This is a genomic window from Thermomicrobium sp. (assembly GCF_053493975.1).
Genome location: NZ_JBRBZA010000073.1, coordinates 1 through 16,623, shown reverse-complemented (window position 1 = coordinate 16,623; position 16,623 = coordinate 1). Strand labels below are relative to the sequence as shown.

Sequence of the window (16,623 nt, the reverse complement as noted above, 5' to 3'; positions counted from 1 at the left end):
GCTGGAGGAGAGCGAGGATGCCGACGCGGATTTTCGGGGAGCCGGTCAAGCGAGCCGAAGACCCACGCCTCTTGACGGGCCATGGACGCTACGTCGCTGACATCGATCTTCCGGGGCAACTGCATGTCGCATTCCTGCGTAGTCCGCTGGCACACGCCCGTATTCGAGCGATCGATGTGCGCGCGGCGCAGGAGATGGCAGGGGTGGTTGCCGTCTGGACCTACCAGGACATCGGACCATGCCAACGGCGGATGCCGTTGCTCATTCCCCACCCGGACCTTACCCATCCGGCCACGCGGTACGCGTTGGCCAAGGACGAGGTCAACCATGTCGGTGAGCCGGTGGCCATGGTGATCGCTGAGAGCCGGTACGTCGCAGAGGACGCGGTGGAAGCGATCGCGGTCGAGTGGGACGAGTTGCCACCAGTCGTGGATATCGAGCGTGCCATCCAACCCGGCTCGCCGCTCGTGCACGAAGAGCTCGGGACCAATGTCGCCGCGCATTATGTCGGGATCGTCGGCGACCCGGAGGCGGCATTCGCTCGAGCTGCACACGTCTTCCGCGAGCGGTTGGTGATCGAGCGGAGTGCCGGCATGCCGCTCGAGACGCGTGCCGTGCTGGCGACCTGGGATCCGGTTCACGAGTTGCTCGAGGTCTGGGATACTACGCAGGCGCCGATCGTCATCCGCAACGCACTGGCAGCCTTGTTCGGACTCGCCCCCACACAGGTACGGGTGGTGGCACCGGACGTCGGCGGCGGCTTCGGCTGCAAGATCATGGTGTACCCAGAAGAAGTTCTCGTGCCGTATGCCGCGATGGTGCTCGGACGTCCTGTGAAGTGGACGGAAGATCGGTTGGAGCACTTCGTAGGGACGAATCACGAGCGACTGCAGATCCATGACGCGGAGATCGCCGTGGATGCCGATGGGCGAATCCTGGCTATCCGCGACCGCTTCCTGCACGATGCCGGGGCATATACGCCCTATGGCATCATCGTTCCCATCATCACGGCTTGTCAGTTGCCTGGCCCCTATAAGGTGCCGAACTATCACGTGGAGTTCCGTGCGGTCTACTCCAATACCGTTCCCGTGAGCCCCTATCGCGGAGCTGGGCGACCGCATGCCGCCTTCGTTATGGAGCGACTCCTCGATCGGGTGGCGGACGAGCTCGGACTCGACCGCGCCGAGGTACGGCGGCGCAATTTCATTCAGCCGCACGAGTTTCCCTACGATGTGGGTTTGATCTTCCAGGACGGTGCACCGACGCGCTACGACAGCGGGAACTACCCGGGTATGCTCGAACTGCTGCTCCGTCAGATGGACTACGACCGGCTGGTGCAGGAAGAACTGCCACGCCTCCGTGGCGAGGGGCGGTACGTCGGAGTCGGCATCGCGTGCTATGTCGAGGGTACCGGGATCGGACCCTACGAAGGAGCGACGGTTCGCGTCGAACCGACCGGGCAGGTGTACGTTGCGACGGGGATGCCCCAGCAAGGGCAGGCGCACAAGACGGTACTGGCGCAGATAGTGGCTGAGGAACTGCAGATTCCACTGGATGCCGTGCGGGTGTTCGAGGGCGACACCGCCCACTTCCAATTCGGGTCAGGGACGTATGCCAGCCGCAGCGCGGTGGTCTGCGGGAGTGCGGTTGCGCTCGCGGCGCGGAAGGTGCGGGAGCAGGGGCTGGCTCTTGCGGCGGAGGAACTCGAAGTGGCCGTGGAAGATCTGGTCGTCGAGGGTGGCCGGGTCTTCGTGCGCGGCGCGCCGGAACGCGGTTTTACCTGGGCGCAGCTCGCGCAGCTGGCGAATCCCTTGCGGTACGCCTATGCCGGTGACCTAGTGGTTCGCCCGCGACCATGGACTGGTCCCACCCTGCCGCCTGGTCGTCAGCCGGCCTTGGAAGCGACCGAATATTACTCGCCGCCGCATGCGACCTGGGCGAGTGGAGCGGTGGGGGCGCTGGTCGAGGTCGATATCGCGACTGGGATGGTGACGTTCCACAAATTGTGGGTCGTCCACGATTGCGGGAAGATGATCAATCCACTGGTCGTCGAAGGGCAGGTTCACGGCGGCATCGCGCAAGGAATCGGCGGTGCATTGTACGAGAAGTTGCACTACGACGAAAATGGCCAGCTGCTCAATGCGAGTTTCGCTGACTTTCTGATGCCGACTGCGATGGAGATCCCGCGGATGGAAGTCGCCCATCAGGAGACTCCCTCGCCTTTGAATCCACTGGGTGTCAAAGGGGTCGGCGAGGCCGGAGCGATCCCGTTGCCGGCACTCGTCGCAGCAGCGGTCGAAGATGCTCTCCGGCCGTTCGGGGTACGGATCACGCGCATGCCGCTCGATCCAGATACCATCTGGCGCATGACGCATCCGGAGGAGTCGGCGTGACCGCAGTGAGAGACGACTGAACAAGGCGGAGTGCTCGAAACTGGCGAAAGAGACAGCGCGTACGGAAGCAGTCGGGGCTGGTCGACGAGGAAGGGAAGGGATAGGAGCAATGGGCAAGGTAAAGTTGTACGATCTCTCGCAGCCACTCAATCAGGAGGTGTCATTCTGGCCATTCTATCCTCCTTTTGAGGTCAAGTACATCAAGCGTAAGGCCGAGCATGGGGTCAATGCGCAGTACATCATGACATCCAACCACATGGGAACCCATCTCGATGCCCCGCGTCACTTCATTACTAACGGAAAGACGATCGACCAGATCCCGCTGGAGTGGCTGTACGGTCCGGGCGTGATCGTCGACCTCTCGGACGTGCTGGACGAACTCGACATCTTCACGCCGGAGATGATCGAGCAACGCGTCGAGGTGCAGGAGGGAGACATCCTGTTCATCCACACCGGGTGGCATCGCTATGCCCAGTTCGGCGAAACGCCCGACGAGGAGAAGTACCTGCTCCGGCACCCGGGTCCGCATCCATCGATCGTCGATTGGCTGATCGCCAAGAAGATCAAGATCTGGGGCGTCGATATGGTGTCGACGGACCATCCGATGAATCTCCCGATCGGCCGATTCCTCGGTCGCGGTGGCCTGGAGCAGTGGAAGCGCGTGCGGGCGATCTGCGAGCGGAAGTTCGGCGAGAAACTGAATGAGCTTTTCCCGGAGGAACATTACCAGCTGACGCACAATGCACTGTTCCCACATGATTGCATCCACGTCGAAAATCTTGGAGGCGAGATCGGCCGCCGAGAGTTGCACAATCGTCGCTTGACGCTCGGGGTTTTCCCGTGGCTCTTCAAGGGAGGCGAGGCTGCCTTTTGCCGCGTGGTCGCCTTCGTCGAGGAAGCGTGATCTGGTCTTTGGGGCCAGCGAGAGCAGAGCATGACTGAGGAGTAGGGAGCGAATGGTCGTCGATTTGGCGCGCTGTCGCGTACTCGATCTGTCCCAAGACTGGGATATTCACACACCTGGATTTGCACTCTACGAGGGTCCGACGGTCAAGTGGATCAAGCGGGTTGCGTTCGAGCGAGCCGGAGGGCAGTGGATTTCCTCCACGCTCCACGTGGGGACGCACTTGGATGCACCCTTGCATTTCATCACGGGTGGTCAAGATATCGCATCGATCCCGTTGCACAAGCTGGTCGGTTGGGCTTGCATCGTCGATCTCACCCGCTACGGAATCGGCGATTACGATATCTACGGTCCGGAGCATTTCGAGCAGTGGGAGCAGGATACCGGTATCCGCATCCAGCCGGGGGACATTCTCGTCATCCATACGGGGTACCACCACTACTATCCGAGCGACTGGGCGACGGATCCAGCGCTGCGGCAGCCGGACGAGACGCGCTACTTCATCAAACATCCGGGCCCGACCCGAGCGTTCGCCGAGTGGGTCCTCCAGCGACAGATCTCGTGGCTGGCGGTCGATTGTGCCTCAGCCGATCACCCATTCAACACAGTGATCCGGAAGATTCGCGCCGACCTCGTGCCCGAGTTCGAGACCAAACATGGTCGATCGATCAGCGAACTTTTGCCGGACAGTGATTACCAGGTGATGCACTTTGCCCTCTTCCCGCATGGGGTAATTCATATCGAGAATGCGGGTGGTGAAATCGACAAGGTCCTCGACCGCCGGGTCATGGTGGGCTGTTTCCCCTGGCGGTTCAAGGGCGGAGAAGCAGCCTTCTGTCGTTTCGTGGCTTTCGTGCCGGAGGACGAACTCTGAGCATGCGGGCGATGGTGCTCCAACGACCGGGGCAACCCTTGGTTCTCCAGGAGCTTCCCGTCCCGGAGCCGGGTCCGGGCCAGGTGTTGCTCCGGATCCGTGCCTGTGGTGTCTGCCGGACTGACCTCCATATCGTCGATGGGGAGTTGCCGGATCCGAAGTTGCCGCTGGTTCTCGGGCATCAAATCGTCGGAGAGGTTGTCCGGGGCGGGCCAGGGGCCAATCGATTCTCACCCGGTCAGCGTGTCGGCGTGCCGTGGCTCGGCTGGACGTGCGGAGAGTGCCGATATTGCCGAAGCGGGCGCGAGAACCTCTGTGATCGTGCCCGCTTCACGGGCTACACGCTGGATGGCGGCTACGCTGAGTACACTGTCGCTGACGAGCGCTATTGCTTTCCGATTCCAGCGGGCTATCCGGATGAGCAGGCAGCACCGCTCCTCTGTGCCGGACTGATCGGCTATCGTGCGCTGCGTTTTGCGGGAGAGGCCCAACGAGTGGGTTTCTATGGCTTCGGTGCTGCGGCGCATATTCTCACGCAAATAGCCGTATGGCAGGGCCGAACCGTTTATGCCTTCACCCGGCCTGGTGATCTGGAGAGTCAGGTCTTTGCCCGAGAGCTCGGAGCTGCCTGGGCTGGAGGCTCGGACGCATCGCCGCCCGAACAACTGGAGGCAGCGCTCATCTTCGCGCCGGTCGGGGCGCTCGTTCTGCACGCGCTCCGCGCGGTCGAGAAAGGCGGCATCGTCATTTGCGCTGGCATCCACATGAGTGACATCCCATCGTTTCCATATGCCTGGTTGTGGGAGGAACGGGTGATTCGTTCCGTTGCCAACTTGACCCGGCAGGACGGAGAGGAGTTCTTGTCGCTCGCTCCACGTGTGCCGGTGCGGACAGAGGTCCAGCTGTACCGGTTGGAAGAGGCGAACCGGGCGCTGGACGATCTGCGGCACGGGCGCTTCCGCGGTGCAGCTGTCCTGCTCATCGACTGATCGTGGCTCGAGTCGGACGGGTCTCTCCGCGATGAGCTGAACAGGGGTTCCCAGAACGGCATGAGAAGGCGTGAGGATGCTTGGCGGTCGGGTGCTGGGCGTGAGCGATGCACCGATTCCTGCCCCAGCGAGGTCGTGCCACAGGGGGGCGTCTGTCGTGGCCGTGATGGCTGGAGAGCGTACGGGCTTGCCAGTCGATCGGTCGTCTCTGAGCGCTCAGACTGGAGGGGGATCGAAGGTTCACGAGCTCTGCCCTGGCAGCGATCCTGCGGGTGGACGCCGGGCGAGGTAGAGCCGGGGAAAGAAGGGCGACTCGTGTCAGTGCGACGGTCGGTCAGCCGAGTCGGCCACCGCTCTCTGGGCGTGGTTGCGAATGACACGGGCGATCGATCTCGCAGGCTCCTACTCGTCCTGTCGACGACTCGCGAGTCCTGGCGACGTGGTTCGGAGCGGGAGAGCCGGAGACTCGTTGCTGTTCCCTCGTAGGATGTCGGCGGTCTTTCGGGGCTTTTTCCGATTTCTGGGAAGGGGTAAGTCGGTGTGGTGTGTAAGGGCGTCCCGAATCTTACGGGGAATCGGCACTGCCCGCCGTGTGACCAGGTCGATGAATGCACAGAGCACGGATCCAGTGACCGCGGGCTTGTCGTCACCATGGCGCTGCAGGGAAAACGCGAGGTGAAGACTCGAGTACTGGACACCCTGAACTGAGAGCGTGCAGGTGCCGGTGTCGTGCAGTAGGAGCGGGCGGTGATAGTGCACCTCGATGCGGATACGCGGCTTACCGTAGCCGAGAGCGAGCAAGTCGGCGTCTGCCAAGCCGAGCGTTCGGAAGAGCGCTGACTCCGCTTGGGTGACGTAGCGGAAAATCGCCGGGTAGTATACGTAGCCGAGGGGATCGACATCGGCCCAGAGGATTTCGAATGGAATCGTTATCGACCGCATCACTGACCCTCCCTTGTCAATGCTACGGGGCAATGTCGGGTGCGGCAGTAGCGCCATGCACGAGGTGGATCAGTATTCGTTTGTGCGCCTCCCCAGTGATCGGCCAAGGTGGAACTCGATCGTCCACATTGGTGTGTCCTCTCGCTAAGGCAGAGCGTCGTTGCTGCGTGGCAACGGCGTGGTCCTGTCCCTGCCGCGAACAGCGTAGCAGCGAACGTGGTTCGGAATGTGACGGTGGCGTCACGCATGACACGGATGAGGAGCAGATCACGTATGTCGCGGCGGATTGGCTATGGGAGCAGATGTCCCGAGAAGAACGGTGATGCACACGATGCAGACGCTCGTCGGGCCGCGTGACGAGCGTGGTTGACCCCGCGCAGGATCAGTGGGGAGCGCGTGGTTGTCTCTTGGCTACGGAGGCGCGGAAGCAGTCGTTTGTGTGTTGATCGGCAGATTCGAAGCCCGTGTGGAGAACGAGATCTGCCAGCCCGAGACTGTGGAGCGGAAAGCGAGATCGCCATTGCACGACGGGAAGCAGTGAGATATACTGACCTGTGTCGAGCCTGGGCCCACGTAGCTCAGGAGGCAGAGCACAATCTTGGTAAGATTGAGGTCCCGGGTTCGAGTCCCGGCGTGGGCTCCAGAGGCCGGTGTAGCTCAGCGGTAGAGCAGCTGTTTCGTAAACAGCAGGTCGTCGGTTCGAATCCGACCACCGGCTCCCTCAAAAAGCGCATCACGATGCGGAATCGAGCGGGCCGTCGGTGTGCTGCGACTGGCCGCGCGGTGCGTCTACGGGGATCTTTACGGGAATCAGCACGCAGACAACGAGCGCTCTAGAGCGCGGAGCTAGCGCTGTACCGAGCGCGGGCCGTGTCCCTCGTCGGGTGACGCCGGGTCAACCGTGCCGAAGTCGGTTCAGTCGGTCGAGCGCCGTTTTGGCGAGTGCACCGGTGACGTGTCCGTAGTGGTCGGCAGTCACGCTGATTTGCGAGTAGACCAGAATCGTCGAGACGGTCTTCAGGTCGATGCCGGCATGCAGAAGCAAGGCCACTGCAGGATACCGTAAGTTGTGAAAGCGGATCGACGGGGCGCAAGCGTCGCGGCAGAGCTGGTGGAAGATGCGGGTGACGTTCCGTGCGCGCAGCGGCGTCCTGACGTGCGTGCTGAAGACAAGGCTCCAACAGCTCCCAGGTCACTCGCCCCGGGCCTGCTCGCGCCACGCCCGCTGTTGCTTAAGTTGATGCACCAGCGCCTCGCGGGCGAGCGGCGGCAAGGGGAGCATGCGGTGGGATTTGTTTTGATCGCGGTGGTATCCGCTCCCACTGCCCCTTGACTTGCTGGATCTGCCAGCTGATCACTACCAGCCCTTCGTCGAGGTGAGCGTCTTTCCACCTGAGCCCTCATATGTTCCCCTGGCGAAGCCCAGGAATGAGCGTGAGCGCAAAGAGTAAAAGTGCGCGAACCTAGTGTTCACTCGTGGAAACGGGGCTGCTGTGCCTCCTTGAAGGACCACGGGCGGGTGCTCGGTGACGGCACGCTCACTGGCCGGGCTTGGGCTGCGGCGTTGCACGCCACGAACCCCTCGCGTACGGTGTCTGGTAAGGAAAAAAGAAAGGGGTGGTTCCCTCTGGTCGTGTACGTACTTTCACGGAGGAACGATGTCGGAGGTGCGACTCTTCTTGGGGTCCTAGGAGAAGCTGCTGACCTGTGCGCGAAGATCTTTGCGACCACGGCGATGTCGGGATCAGGCAAGAGCCAGCGAGGGCGGATTCCTGCGCAATGGCTCGCCTCCCGGGAAGAGCTGAGTGAGGCACGCAGCGCCCAGTGTGGCGGCTCGTGTCATGCGCAGGCTTGTCAAGCCTCGCCCGAGCGAGCGTTCGTCGATAGCGCTCGCTGCAGAGAGTCGAAGACGAGAAGGCCGACCGTTTCTCGCGCTGAGCGATCGTCCCGCTGAGTAATTCCGGGACTGAGAGGTCGATCCGCCCCTGATGTTGATGGCGGAAGCATGTTGCTATCTTCGGATAGCGAGCGCGATGTTGGGCACGGGTGTGCGACGTGGGACGGCGATTCTTCGGTTCTCTTCGGCGTGCGCTCATTCTGGTTACCTGTCTCGTCGCGGTCGTGCTCGTACCGCTCTCCCCGTATCGAGTGCTGTTGCGGGGCGAGTCTTCCGCACGAGCACAGGGTGCTCGGCTCGTCGCCACAGCACCTTCATGGTGAGACGAGCGTGCCGCGCTGGGCAGGGCCGGCCGAAGATGCGCAGCTGAAAGCAGACTCTGACCTTCGAGTCATCACCGGCTTGCCGCTGGTCGCCGAGTTCCCTGAACCGCTCACCGCGCGACAGCGAGGTCGAGCACCCTGGGACGCAACGATAGATCATCCGGTCGGCGTGCAGCTGGATCCCGAGTCACCCCCGCCGCGCTCGTCTTTCGATTCCGTGTGACACGGGCCGTGGAGTTCGGTATTCGGCATGTGTGTGCCGCAAGGGGGTATTGCACTGCGTCGTTTGGTGCGGTTCGGCTGCTTGCTGGCGGCTATCCTCCTGGTCGCGTGTAGTGGTGGAGGAGGGACAGGGCAGAAAAGCACACCACCGCCGGTGAATGCAGAACTCGCTGTATGAGGGAAAGAACTCTTCAATAAATATGCGTGCAGCACTTGTCATAGCACGACGGGGCAAGCGGGGATCGGCCCGGCGCTGAACGGTATTTACGGCAAGAAGGTGCAGCTCGAGGATGGCTCGAGCGTCGTCGTTGATGACGCCTATCTGCGCGAATCGATACTGCGGCCGGATGCCAAAATCGTCAGGGGCTATCCGAAGGGCTCGATGGCGAATGTGATTCAGCCCTTCATGCCCGAACTCCAAAAGCCTGAGATTCTGGGTGCCCTCGTGGAGTACATCAAGAGCGTGCCGTGATCGTTCAGCACATTCGTAGATCGGTGCGGCGCCGGACGCTCTACCTCCTCCGCATACTTCCGCCCTCCCACAGCACGGGTGGCCAGCTCTTTCCGGCTGGCCACCCCACGAGTCCCGATACCAGGCGGGTCTCTCTCTGCGACCTCACTGGGTGTACCCCAGGGGGACGTGGGCGTGCTGATCCACTGTGCAGCCGTGCATGATCGAAGACGAAGTCGCGGCGAGAGGGTGTCGACCTTTCGGGGAGATGACAGCACGGGATCAGCGGTTGGTACGGGACATGTGCTCGAGTTCTGGATGGTTTTACCGTCCAGTCGACCGTTGACCGATGGTTCCCGACATGCCTCTTCGTGCGATGCATCAGCTGGGCCGCGACTTCGCGGAGCTGGGGGCGTTCGCCCCTCGCGATGAACCCGTGAGAAAGCTTGCGAGAGTAAAGGCTCTGCCCGTCGTGCTTCGTGTTCGGAATACTGAAGCGAGTTGGTCGGAGCTGGTGGTGCTCGACTATCCTGGGAAGAGGGAAAATGTGGGTCTCGAACGGTAGCGACTGTACCGAGGAGCAGTGCCTTGGTTGCGCCCGACTGGGACATTCCGCTTCTGGTGCTCCGCGAAGCGGTCTGCGCGTGGTTGCGCGAGGATTTGGGACATGGGGACCGCACCACTCTTGCGGTCGTGCCTCCGGGGGCGACCGGTACTGCGGAAATCGTGATGCGGCAACCAGGTGTCCTCTGCGGCATGCCCGTGATCGAAGCGGTCTTCGCCGAACTCGACACGCGCCTGAGGGTCACGACGATACGTCGGGATGGAGAGATGGTTCCGGAGGGCACCGTCGTCGGTCAAGTTATCGGACCGCTGCGCGGCATACTCGCTGGCGAACGACTGGCACTCAACCTCGTGCAGCGCCTTTCCGGTATCGCGACAGTGACTCGCCGCTTCGTCGATGCAGTGGCTGGGACGGGCGTGATGATCCTGGATACCCGCAAAACGACACCTGGGCTGCGGTTGCTCGAGAAGTACGCCGTACGCGTCGGTGGTGGTCGGAACCACCGGTTCGGTCTGTTCGATGGGGTTCTCATCAAGGACAACCACGTCCGGGTGGCAGGAAGTGTACGCGAAGCTGTGCGGCGGGTACGCAACGCGATTCCCCATACCATGATGGTCGAAGTCGAAGTGACGACGCTAGAGGAATTGGAAGAGGCGGTGGCCGCTGGTGCGGATTGGATTCTGCTCGACAACATGGATCTCGAGACGATGCGTGAGGCCGTGCGTCGCGTAGCTGGACGCGCCAAGGTGGAGGCATCCGGTGGTGTGACGCTCGAGCGCGTCCGGGCGGTCGCTGAGACAGGAGTGGATGCGATTTCGGTCGGCGCGCTGACGCACTCAGCACCTGCACTCGACATCTCCCTGGAGGTCGTGGCTATCGACGAACGCTGAAGGAGGGTAGTCGATCTGATGGAACAGCAGGAACTCGTTCGAGAGATTCTTCGGCTCAAGGAAGAGCGTTGTGCAGTCATCCTGGCACATAGCTACCAGCGGCCGGAGGTGCAGGATATCGCTGACTTCGTCGGTGATTCGCTCGGGTTGTCGCGCGAAGCGACGCGGACGGATGCCGAAGTCATCGTTTTCTGTGGCGTGCATTTCATGGCCGAGACCGCGGCGATTTTGAATCCCGAGAAAACAGTTCTCCTGCCTGATCTCGAGGCAGGCTGCTCGCTCGCCGAGACGATCAGCCCGGAGGACGTGCGGGCCTGGCGCGAGCAACACCCTGACGGAATCGTCGTGGCCTACGTAAATACCAGTGCAGCAGTGAAGGCCTTGGCCGATATCTGTTGCACGAGCGCAAACGCGGTGGAGGTGGTCGCGAGCCTGCCAGAAGATCGACCGATCTTCTTCGTCCCCGACATGTTCCTCGGTGCACATGTCGAGCGCGTGACGGGCCGCAAGTTGGATATCTGGCTCGGCGAGTGTCATGTCCATGCGGGGATTCGGAGTGAGGATCTTGCTGCGCAGCTCGCTGCGCATCCGGACGCGGAATTCCTCATCCACCCGGAGTGTGGTTGCAGCTCGACGTGTATCTTCCTTCGCCCGGATGCGAAGTTGCTCTCGACCGAAGGGATGGTCCGCTACGCTGCTCAGTCGGCAGCACGAGAATTCGTTGTGGCAACGGAAGTCGGTATCCTGCACCGGTTGCACAAGAAAGCCCCGGGAAAGCGCTTCATCCCGGTCCGCGAGGACGCGATCTGTCAATACATGAAGCGAGTGACGCTCGAAAAGGTGTACGAGTCGCTGCGCGATCTCAAGCATGTGATTACGGTTCCCGAGGAGATCGCGGTGCCGGCACGGCGTGCCTTAGAGGCGATGCTCGCTCTCGGGTGAAGCCGACGGATGCACGCGGCAGCGCCGGCGGAGCGATTGCGCCGTCGAGGGGATGCCCAATATCACCCGCCGGTCGGATGCGATCGGCGGTCGTTCGCGCGTCGTGAGCGTGCGGCTGCTCGGTCGGAACGGGCGAATTGCGCTCGTCGGGTGTACTGCTGTGTCGCTGGACCAATCGGTGAGCATCGGGCCGCGAGGATACGATGTCTCGTCTATGCGGACAGGCGCAGCGTGAGTGCCGCCCGGTTACTCGCGCGCTGCCTCCACGAACCGGTTCGTGAAGGCGAGCCGGGCATCCACGTCGCCGTGTAAGAGTCCACGAGAGCGCATCCAGGCGGCGTAGTCGGTCCAGCGGTTTTCCTCTTGCCAGCCGAAGATCGGTACTCCTTCCGTCCACAGCGGGGCTAGGAGGCGGATGCCACGTTCTTCGAGCGCCTGATTCGTTTCCGGATACGTGCGAACGAGAAGCTGGACTGCTCCGTCGAGATCAGCCGCGGCTTCACGATACCCTCGGATCATCGCGCGCACGAAGCGCTGGATGCGATCAGGTTGCTCGCGGACCTGTCGCTCGCTCGTCACCATGACGAGTTCGTAAAAATCGGGTACGCCCCACTGTTCGACGCGCAAAATGACGGGTCGTTCGCCTTGTTGCTCGATGAGAATCGACTCGTGAACCCAATATGCTCCGATCACAGCGTCGACCTGGCCACTCAGCAAGGCTCGCACGAGCTCGTAACCGACGTTCACCAGTGTCACGTCGTCGAGGCGTGCACCGTCGGTTTCCAACATGGTGGCCAGCAGGGCTTCGTCGCTGGGGAGACCAGGGTAACCGACCCGCTTACCGACGAGGTCGCGTGGTCGCGTGATACCGCTTCGCTCCAGCGCCATGACGGAATTCAACGGATGCTGGACGAGCGCTGCGATCGAGACGATCGGGATGCCTTCCGCGCGGGCGAGGAGGACGTCGGTCTGGTAGCTGATGCCGAACGTATTGCGTCCAGTGGCCACGAGTTTGAGCACGTCTTCCGGGTTGGCTGGCACGTCGAGGGTGACCTTGAGTCCCAGCTCGCGGAAGAAACCTCGCTCCTGCGCCATGAGCAGTCCGGTGTGATTGGACCAGGGGTACCAGTCCAAGGCGACGCTGACTCCTTCGAGTGAGCCGGATGCAGGCGTGGGGCCGAGCGGGGCTGGAGTCGATGCAGGGGGCGTCTCGGTCGGTGGCGACGCTGCTCCGCCACGACAGGCGGTGGCGAGAGCGATGGCACCGAGGGCGAGGAAACGTCGGCGGGTGTAGCGATCGGCCAAGATCATCGATGACCTCCTCTCAGGATTCCGTTCGCGGTCGGGTGCGCCAGGGAAGGGTCAGACGCTCGAGCCAGGTCACGCTGGCGAACAGTGCGATGCTGACGAGTGCACTCACGAGAACAGCAGCGAAGACGCGATCAGTGTGGAATTGCGAGGCTGCCCGGATCATGAGATAGCCGAGCCCAGCGGAAGCTCCTATCCATTCCCCGATGAGGGCACCGATCACGCTTACAGCAGCAGCGACGCGGAGTCCGGAGAAGAATGCTGGGAGAGCCGCCGGGAACCTCACCAGACGGAGAGTCTGCCATTTCGAGGCACCCAAACTGCGGACCATGTCGATCAGTTCGTGATCGACCCCGCGGAGGCCGTCGACCAGGTTGACGGCGATCGGGAAGAAGCAGATCAGTACGACGACGATTACCTTAGGTGTCAAGCCGTAGCCGAACCAAATCAGGAGGAGCGGGGCCAGCGCAACGATCGGGATCGCTTGGGAGGCGACCACGAGCGGATACACCGACCGTTCGATCACCCGCGAGGCGACGATACCGGTCGCCAGGACGATCGCCAGGACGATGGAAACGATGAGTCCTAACCCGATTTCCTGCATGGTGACACTGAGATGAAAGAGGAGAAGACGGTGATCGCGGAGCAGCGCGGCGAGGATCGCGCTCGGTGGAGGCAGAACCCAATCTGGGACCGCGAATGCGCTGCAGGACAGTTCCCAGGCGGAGAGAGCTGTCATCAGGAGAAGGCCCGGTAACACTCGGTCACGCATCATCGGTCACAACTCCCAGGGTTGGCTGGCGACGCAGCGTGGCGAGTAAGCGCGCTTTGAGGGAGACGAATGCGTGGTCGGTCACGACCGCGTACGTTCGGGGGCGCGGCAAATCGACACGAATGTCGGCCACGACCGTTCCCGGACGCTGGCTGAGAACGACGACGCGATCGCTGAGCAAGAGCGCTTCCTCAACGTCATGCGTGACGAGGATGACGGTGCGGTCGAGTTCCTCCCACAGCATGAGTAGCCACTCCTGCATGCTCGAGCGTGTCAAAGCATCGAGTGCACCGAATGGCTCGTCGAGCAGCATGAGCGGGCATTCGGTGAGCAGCGTACGCAAAAATGCCGCGCGCTGGCGCATCCCGCCCGAGAGCTGGGCTGGATAACTGGAAGCGAACTCGGCTAAGCCGAAACGAGTGAGCCACGGCATAGCTCGCTCGATGGCCTGGCGACGAGGAACGCGCTTCACCTCGAGGGGAAGGATCGCGTTCTCGAGTACCGTCCGCCAGGGGAGAAGCAAGTCGCGCTGATGCATGTAGGCGACCCTGCCGAGCCGATACGGGGCAGGAGCTCCGTCGAGCCAGATCTCACCGCTGGTCGGTTGCTCGAGACCGGCGATCATGTCGAGAAGCGTGCTCTTCCCGCATCCGGATGGCCCGATGATGCTGACGAACTCACCGTCGGCGACGCGCAGGTCGAGTGGGCCGAGAGCATGAACCTCCAGCTGGTCACGCTGGAAGATCTTGGTGACGCCGCGGAGTTCCAGGCGCCAGCCAGCATCGACGTGGCTCACTACAGACCTCCGCAGAAGGGCGTCCGGTGGAGCAGCAATGGCCTTCGCTCGTCGAGCGACTGGCACGTGGGCCTGCTGTAGTTCCGCGAAGAGCTGGCGAGCACCGTGTTGGATCGGGAGCGAGAGGAGGACGAGGATCGTCCGATGAGCGTCACGGCTTTCCCTCCGCTGGCATTACCCAGTTCAGGTTCCGCGGTCGGTGGCAGCGGACTCGCCACCCTCTCAGCCCGGTTACCCCCGAGCTCCCGCAGCCGCCTCGTTGTCGAAGGAATACCGTAACAAAGTGGACGATGTTCGGCAAGCGAGCCGTCTGCTGGATCCTCGCTTCATGGACGGTTGGCCCTAAGGTACCTCGCACGCTACCAGTTTGCGTGTGCGTGCTGATTCTCCGCGCGAGCAGAGCAGAGGCGCAGTCCGTCTCGCACGGGCAGGCCGGCTACAGGTGGAGTGCGTTCGCACTCGCCGACGGAAATGAAGTCGTCCGTCACAACGGGAACACCTCTGTTCCCGTCGTGCTGCGAACCTTCGTTGTGAAGGGTGGCGAAAACGGAGCAGGAAGGGGGGTCTCCGATGCGTGGTCGGTGGTTGTCTGCTTTCTGCACGCTCGTGATACTCGTCGCGGTCGCACCGCTGGCCAGTTTACGGGCTGAGGAGTTCGCGCACGACGAATTCAGTCGCACATGGGCAAGGACTGACTCGCCGGTGCGGAACGGTCGGGCAGCGCGGACTTGGATGTGGGGTCCTGGACCGATTACACCGGCACTGTGGGAGCGCTATCACGAGGCTGAGGGCGGAGCTCGATCCGTGCAGTATTTCGACAAGACGCGCATGGAGCTGAATGAACGAGAGCCGTACGACTCGCCCTGGCGTGTGACCAACGGTCTCCTGGCGAAGGAACTCGTGACTGGTCTGCGACAATACGGAGACAACAGCTTCGTCGAATACGGTCCTGCTGAAATCAACGTGGCCGGCGATCCTGACGATCCATCTGGTCCGACCTATGCGACATTCCGAAAATTGCTCGACGCCCCACCGTTACCCCTCGGCCAACTGGTCACGGCGACCCTCGACCGATCCGGTAACGTGGGCGACGATCCGTCACTCAGTCGCTACGGCGTCACTGCAGCGATCTTCGTTCCCGAAACGAAGCACACGGTTGCCTCGCCTTTCTGGGCATTCATGAACAGCCGCGGACCGATCGACGAATATGGGTTCATTCGCGAGGGTCCACTCTTCCCTAACCCGTTCTATGCCACGGGCTTTCCGATCACCGAGGCGTACTGGACGACCGTCCGTGTCGGTGGCGTAGCCAAGCGCGTGTTGGTTCAAGTGTTCGAGCGACGGGTCCTGACGTTTACGCCAGACAATCCTCCCGGATGGCAAGTGGAGGCAGGGAATGTCGGCCAGCACTATTTCCGGTGGCGCTACGAACTGGCTCCGGACCGTGGCAGCCGCAACAATCCGATCCCGCGAGGGGAATCGGCGTTCCTGTATGGCAACTGGGAGGTTCGAGTGGTCGCGGTGATCCCGAATGCGACGGACATCGTGCTGCGCGAGAATATGTTCAACGATCCGCCGAAACCGGGGTATCAGTATTTCATCGCGACCGTGGAAGCGACGTATCGGGGTCAAGGGTCAGCGTCTTTCTATGGAAGTTACCGATTGCGAGCACTCGGACCCTCGAACGTGTCCTACCGAACCTTCGAGGATAGTTGCGGGGTGATTCCGGATCGGATCAGCGATCGGGACGTGTTCAGTGGCGGGACGATCCGCGGCAACGTTTGCTGGCAAGTTCTCGCGAGCGATGCTGACAATTTGCTCATGTATGACGATCCCTTTCTGGCAGTTCGCTACGTGACGACCTTCTTCCGCTTGACACCCTGAGCAATGGACAACGTCGCCGAAACGACCCGCTCGAATTGCTCGATCGACGGAGGCACGTGGCTCGTGGAGTGTCATACTACATCCTATTGCGCGAGGAGAGGAGCCCCGTACCACGCGACGATTCTCATGCCGGACAGATCTCCTGGCACAGGGTGCGACATCGGAAGCGTCCTGTCTGGAGTGCGGCGAGCTGATCAGGTACCGACGTGCGGCGTTTTGTCCGTATTGTCGCGGGCGACCCGAGCTGTCTGTTGTGGGGAAAGGCACGTCTCGGATGCCAGTACTAGTCGCGCATAGCGACCGGTTGACGGCAATGCGGCCGAGTATGATCCGGCGCGGCGTCTTCTCTGGTTGGTCGCTGCGTTGACGGTCGAGACATTTGAACTGTACTGGTGCTGCCGGATCGGCAAGAGCTAGGTCGAGAAAAGACGGGAGCTCGCTGATCCCGAGAAGGATACTTCGGGCGTGCAT

General features: G+C 62.1%; 11 protein-coding genes, 2 tRNA genes, 2 pseudogenes and 1 riboswitch. Of the genes and pseudogenes, 10 read left to right on the top strand and 5 right to left on the bottom strand.

The genetic code is table 11. The features are described from left to right. The first annotated feature begins 17 nt into the window (after positions 1 to 17). The 4 genes from cutA (at position 18) to ACWIVK_RS11805 (ending at position 5,160) form a co-directional block, all read left to right on the top strand. Positions 18 to 2,393, top strand: a complete 2,376-nt coding sequence (gene cutA / locus ACWIVK_RS11820; protein WP_448576915.1) for an aerobic carbon-monoxide dehydrogenase large subunit — start codon at positions 18 to 20, stop codon at positions 2,391 to 2,393. Between the two features lie 109 nt (positions 2,394 to 2,502). Further along, positions 2,503 to 3,297, top strand: coding sequence for a cyclase family protein (locus ACWIVK_RS11815; protein ID WP_448576914.1), 795 nt, complete (start codon positions 2,503 to 2,505; stop codon positions 3,295 to 3,297). A gap of 52 nt (positions 3,298 to 3,349) precedes the next feature. Next, a complete protein-coding gene (locus tag ACWIVK_RS11810) occupies positions 3,350 to 4,171 on the top strand; it encodes a cyclase family protein (RefSeq protein ID WP_448576913.1) in 822 nt (273 codons plus the stop codon). Between the two features lie 2 nt (positions 4,172 to 4,173). Further along, a complete protein-coding gene (locus ACWIVK_RS11805; RefSeq protein ID WP_448576912.1) occupies positions 4,174 to 5,160 on the top strand; it encodes a zinc-dependent alcohol dehydrogenase family protein in 987 nt (328 codons plus the stop codon). Positions 5,161 to 5,562: 402 nt separating this feature from the next. Here the strand turns inward: ACWIVK_RS11805 and ACWIVK_RS11800 are convergent, their stop codons facing one another. After that, entirely contained in the window at positions 5,563 to 6,102 is a 540-nt protein-coding gene (locus ACWIVK_RS11800; protein WP_448576911.1) for an acyl-CoA thioesterase, read from the bottom strand. A 567-nt stretch (positions 6,103 to 6,669) separates the two neighbouring features. On the opposite strand from ACWIVK_RS11800, the gene ACWIVK_RS11795 reads away from it, so the two are divergent. Both ACWIVK_RS11795 and ACWIVK_RS11790 read left to right on the top strand, forming a co-directional pair. Beyond that, a tRNA-Thr gene (locus ACWIVK_RS11795) sits at positions 6,670 to 6,745 on the top strand. A 3-nt stretch (positions 6,746 to 6,748) separates the two neighbouring features. Beyond that, positions 6,749 to 6,820 (top strand) — tRNA-Thr (locus tag ACWIVK_RS11790). 177 nt (positions 6,821 to 6,997) lie between these two features. Here ACWIVK_RS11790 and ACWIVK_RS11785 read toward each other — a convergent pair. Then, positions 6,998 to 7,264, bottom strand: a pseudogene (locus ACWIVK_RS11785) (tyrosine-type recombinase/integrase); the annotation flags it as partial. A gap of 1,470 nt (positions 7,265 to 8,734) precedes the next feature. Between ACWIVK_RS11785 and ACWIVK_RS11780 the strand changes: the two are divergent. The 3 genes and pseudogenes from ACWIVK_RS11780 to nadA form a co-directional block, all read left to right on the top strand. Beyond that, positions 8,735 to 9,016 (top strand): annotated as a pseudogene (locus tag ACWIVK_RS11780) (c-type cytochrome); the annotation flags it as partial. 567 nt (positions 9,017 to 9,583) lie between these two features. Further along, positions 9,584 to 10,450, top strand: a complete 867-nt coding sequence (gene nadC / locus ACWIVK_RS11775; RefSeq protein WP_448576910.1) for a carboxylating nicotinate-nucleotide diphosphorylase — start codon at positions 9,584 to 9,586, stop codon at positions 10,448 to 10,450. Between the two features lie 18 nt (positions 10,451 to 10,468). Further along, the gene (nadA, locus tag ACWIVK_RS11770; protein WP_448576909.1) at positions 10,469 to 11,392 is read left to right on the top strand and encodes a quinolinate synthase NadA; all 924 of its coding nucleotides are present in this window, start codon (positions 10,469 to 10,471) and stop codon (positions 11,390 to 11,392) included. Positions 11,393 to 11,638: 246 nt separating this feature from the next. Here nadA and ACWIVK_RS11765 read toward each other — a convergent pair whose 3' ends face one another. From ACWIVK_RS11765 to ACWIVK_RS11755, 3 genes are read right to left on the bottom strand one after another with little or no spacing between them, the layout of a single operon-like run. After that, positions 11,639 to 12,703 carry an ABC transporter substrate-binding protein gene (locus ACWIVK_RS11765; protein ID WP_448576908.1) on the bottom strand — a complete coding sequence of 355 codons (1,065 nt, stop codon included), beginning with the start codon at positions 12,701 to 12,703 and terminating at the stop codon, positions 11,639 to 11,641. 13 nt (positions 12,704 to 12,716) lie between these two features. Further along, positions 12,717 to 13,475, bottom strand: a complete 759-nt coding sequence (locus ACWIVK_RS11760; protein ID WP_448576907.1) for an ABC transporter permease — start codon at positions 13,473 to 13,475, stop codon at positions 12,717 to 12,719. Next, on the bottom strand, positions 13,465 to 14,268 hold the full coding sequence (locus ACWIVK_RS11755) for an ABC transporter ATP-binding protein (RefSeq protein WP_448576906.1): 804 nt from the start codon (positions 14,266 to 14,268) through the stop codon (positions 13,465 to 13,467). The genes ACWIVK_RS11760 and ACWIVK_RS11755 overlap by 11 nt, the downstream gene beginning before the upstream one ends. Positions 14,269 to 14,410: 142 nt before the next feature. Then, positions 14,411 to 14,527, bottom strand: a riboswitch (TPP riboswitch). A 311-nt stretch (positions 14,528 to 14,838) separates the two neighbouring features. On the opposite strand from ACWIVK_RS11755, the gene ACWIVK_RS11750 reads away from it, so the two are divergent. After that, complete coding sequence (locus ACWIVK_RS11750; protein WP_448576905.1) at positions 14,839 to 16,152, top strand: hypothetical protein; 1,314 nt, start codon at positions 14,839 to 14,841, stop codon at positions 16,150 to 16,152. Positions 16,153 to 16,623 lie beyond the last annotated feature (471 nt).